Annotated in this window: 4 protein-coding genes and 1 pseudogene; 1 reads left to right on the top strand and 4 read right to left on the bottom strand. The window is 47.8% G+C overall.

Annotation, left to right across the window (positions count from 1 at the left end; translation table 11 throughout):
- The 3 genes from AZ66_RS31100 to AZ66_RS28020 form a co-directional block, all read right to left on the bottom strand.
- Nucleotides 1-157: biotin/lipoyl-containing protein (locus tag AZ66_RS31100; RefSeq protein ID WP_331436944.1), on the bottom strand; the 157-nt coding region annotated here is incomplete at its 3' end.
- A gap of 17 nt (nucleotides 158-174) precedes the next feature.
- Nucleotides 175-1,158: an alpha-ketoacid dehydrogenase subunit beta gene (locus AZ66_RS28025; protein WP_044357928.1), complete on the bottom strand. Its 984-nt coding sequence runs from the start codon at nucleotides 1,156-1,158 to the stop codon at nucleotides 175-177.
- A gap of 14 nt (nucleotides 1,159-1,172) precedes the next feature.
- Nucleotides 1,173-2,186 (bottom strand): thiamine pyrophosphate-dependent dehydrogenase E1 component subunit alpha, encoded by a 1,014-nt coding sequence (locus AZ66_RS28020; RefSeq protein WP_044357927.1) that lies wholly within the window; start codon nucleotides 2,184-2,186, stop codon nucleotides 1,173-1,175.
- A gap of 211 nt (nucleotides 2,187-2,397) precedes the next feature.
- Between AZ66_RS28020 and AZ66_RS28015 the strand changes: the two genes are divergently transcribed.
- A complete protein-coding gene (locus AZ66_RS28015; protein ID WP_044357926.1) occupies nucleotides 2,398-3,027 on the top strand; it encodes a cysteine hydrolase in 630 nt (209 codons plus the stop codon).
- Nucleotides 3,028-3,138: 111 nt separating this feature from the next.
- Here AZ66_RS28015 and AZ66_RS28010 read toward each other — a convergent pair.
- Nucleotides 3,139-3,331, bottom strand: a pseudogene (locus AZ66_RS28010) (erythromycin esterase family protein); the annotation flags it as partial.

Here is a 3,331-nt window from a genome sequence, read left to right as displayed (position 1 = left end):
TAAATGAAGAAGGAACCTCCGCATTCACTTTATCTGTCAGCACTTCGCATACAGGATCGTATTTATTGACTTTATCCCCGACGTTGACGAGCCACTTGGAGATGGTTCCTTCCGTTACGCTTTCGCCTAACTGGGGCATGACGATTTTCTTAGCCATATTCTCCTCCCGTCGGCTCACAATTCGGCCAATTCTTTCATGGCCTGATATACTTTATCCGGGTTGAGCATGAAGAACTTTTCCATTGGCAAGCTGTAAGGCATAGCGGGGACATCCGGACTGCAAAGTCGTTTGATTGGCGCGTCCAATTCATAAAGGCATTCTTCTGCGATGACAGCAGCTACTTCAGCTCCAACGCCGCCCTCTTTGTTGTCTTCATGAACAATGAGCACTTTGCCGGTTTTGCGAGCAGCCTCTACAATAGCTTCCTTGTCCAGAGGATAGAGGGTACGTAAATCCAGAATGTGAGCGCTGTATCCATCTTTAGAAAGCTGCTCTGCCGCTTTTAACGCAAAATGCAAGGAAAGTCCGTAAGAAATAACCGTGATGTCTTCCCCTTGCCGCTTAATATCCGCCTTTCCGATCGGTACCGTATAATCCGAGTCTGGCACTTCTCCCTTGATCGAGCGATAGCATCGCTTATGTTCGAAGAAAAGAACAGGATCTTCATCGCGGATGGCCGCCTTTAGCAGGCCTTTGGCATCATAAGGCGTGGAAGGCGTGACCACTTTTAAACCAGGAATACAGCAAAACATCGCTTCTACGCTTTGCGAATGATAGAGGGCTCCGCGAACTCCTCCACCATAAGGGGCACGGATGACCAAGGGACAGTTCCAATCTCCGTTGGAGCGGTATCTCATTTTGGCTGCCTCATTCACAATTTGGTTGACGGCAGGCATGATATACTCGGCGAACTGAATTTCTGCAACTGGCCTCATTCCATGAGCAGCTGCTCCAATCGATACACCTGCAATGGCCGCTTCCGATAGCGGCGTGTCGATAACCCGCTGTTCCCCGAATTCCTCCTGGAATCCCTGTGTAACCCGAAATACGCCCCCACGCACTCCGACGTCTTCTCCTAATACAAATACCCTGCTATCTCGCTGCATTTCCTCTCGAAGAGCTTGGGACACTGCTTCAAGATAAGAAATTACGGCCATTTCTCCTCACTCCCCTATTCTGCATAAACGTGCTTAAGGGCATCTTCCGGAGCTGAATCCGGGGCATTCTCCGCATATTCCGTGGCCTCATCGACCTCCATGCGTATCCGGTCATGGATCTCCATGTCTTTATGTTCATCTAATAGCCCCGATGCTTTCAGATAATTGCTGAAGGTTATGAGCGGATCCCGCTTCTTGGCTTCTTCCACTTCTTCACGGGGACGGTAGGTTCGATCATCATCGTCGCTTGAATGCGGGACTAAACGATAGAGCACCGTCTCGATAAGCGTTGGCCCTTCACCTCTTCTTGCCCGATCTGCCGCCTCTTTTGTGACTTTGTATACTTCTAATAGATCATTTCCATCCACACTGATGCCGGGAAACCCATAGCCCTTTGCCCGATCCGCGATGCTTTCGCAAGCCGCCTGCTTGGAGAACGGAACCGATATGGCGTACTTGTTGTTCTCACACATAAAAATGACAGGCAGCTTGTGTACCCCCGCATAGTTAGCCGCTTCGTGAAACTCCCCTTGGTTGCTGCCGCCGTCCCCGAAGGCCGTTAATGCAACCAGCCTTTTTCCTTGCATTTTTCCAGATAAAGCGATTCCAACTGCGTGCGGAATTTGGCTCGACACGACACTAGAGCCTGAAAGAATATTCCGGCTTTTGCTCCCGTAATGACCTGGCATTTGACGTCCGCCGCTCGTTGGATCTTCTGCCTTAGCGAAAGCGGAAAGCATTAATTCCTGTGCTGTCAGCCCGAAAGCAACGACCATACCCATGTCCCGATAATAGGGACACAGAAAATCTCTCGTTTGATCAAGCGCATATGCCGCCCCTACCTGAGCTGCTTCATGACCTTGGCATGAAACGAGAAAAGGGATCTTTCCCGCACGATTGAGCAGCCACATCCGCTCATCTACTTTTCGCGCCAGAACCATATGCTGATACATGTCAAGAACCTGCTGATCTGATAACCCCAGTGCTTGGTGCCGGTTCTGGACTTGACCATATTCAGTGTTATTCATATCGTATCCCTCCGACAATTGTGCCGCTGCATACTGCGGTTTCCTTTATTTTATTAACCATCGTTCCAATCGTGAAATACATATACTGCATAGAAACGATGCAAAAAAAATATAGCCATATGATTTGGTTATGGGCTCACCTTATTTACGTCCTACACATTTTCTAATCGGTTACATAGGCTAATGGAAAGAAGCATCTTGGAGGGTTATTATGAGGTATCGTTGTCCCTTATGCGGCAATTGGCGAACTGATCATACGATCATCGACGAATGGAGTGAAGTGATTCCCCCACCAGCTCCGGAGTTAAAGGCGGTCTCCATTGATCCGTCAAGTACCGCACTCCTCATCTTGGATATGGAGAATTCGATATGTAACAATCCACGCTGTGTTGCATCCATTCCTAGAATTAATAAGGTATTGACGGAAGCACGCAAGGCAGAGATGTTAGTTGTCTATAGTCTTACACATACAGGAAATGCATCAGACATTACTCAACTCCTGCGTCCTATGATGAACGAGCCAATCGTGAAATCAAACGTAGATAAATTCTACAACACGGAGTTAGAGCAGATTTTGCAGAGGAATCATATTCGAACGGTTATTGTAACGGGTTACGCGGCAAATGGAGCGGTTCTCCACACAGCTACTGCTGCTGCATTTCGTGGATTTGATGTAGTAGTTCCAGTTGACGGAATGTCTGCTGCCAATCCGTATGCTGAACAATACACAGCATGGCATATGCTGAATAGTCCGGGAACACGGAACCGAGCTGTATTATCGAAGACGGATTTGATCTTACTACAGCACAGAATGAAGATGAACAAGCATTCTTTTCAGTGATTGATAGTTCCATAGGTTGAAATGATTTCCAAAAGAGACGCACAGCACCTCCCTTGGGGTGTTGTGCGTCTCCAGTTCAGTCAGTATGAATAAAGTCGAAATTAATCTCGATTAGAACTTGGTTGTTGGTTCCTTCACTTTATCGAAGACGATGATGCCGTCGAACTGTTCTCTCGGAACGAATCGCATTGACATCGGTGCGATAATCTCGGAGGTCATGCCATCCTCCGCTGCATAGATTGGCTTGAACATCCATGAGTTGCTCTGTTTCGGTGACTTATGTTTGGATAGATCGGCAAATGCA

The sequence above is a fragment of the Paenibacillus sp. E194 genome (assembly GCF_000935845.1).
Taxonomy (GTDB): Bacteria; Bacillota; Bacilli; order Paenibacillales; family Paenibacillaceae; genus Paenibacillus_B; species Paenibacillus_B alvei_B.
This window is presented reverse-complemented; position numbering and strand designations above follow the sequence as displayed.

What these genes read in the sequence shown, in the direction of transcription:
- AZ66_RS28025 (WP_044357928.1), bottom strand. Translation starts at nt 1,158, where the DNA reads ATGGCCGTAATTTCTTATCTTGAAGCAGTGTCCCAAGCTCTTCGAGAG.
- AZ66_RS28020 (WP_044357927.1), bottom strand. Translation starts at nt 2,186, where the DNA reads ATGAATAACACTGAATATGGTCAAGTCCAGAACCGGCACCAAGCACTG.
- AZ66_RS28015 (WP_044357926.1), top strand. Translation starts at nt 2,398, where the DNA reads ATGAGGTATCGTTGTCCCTTATGCGGCAATTGGCGAACTGATCATACG.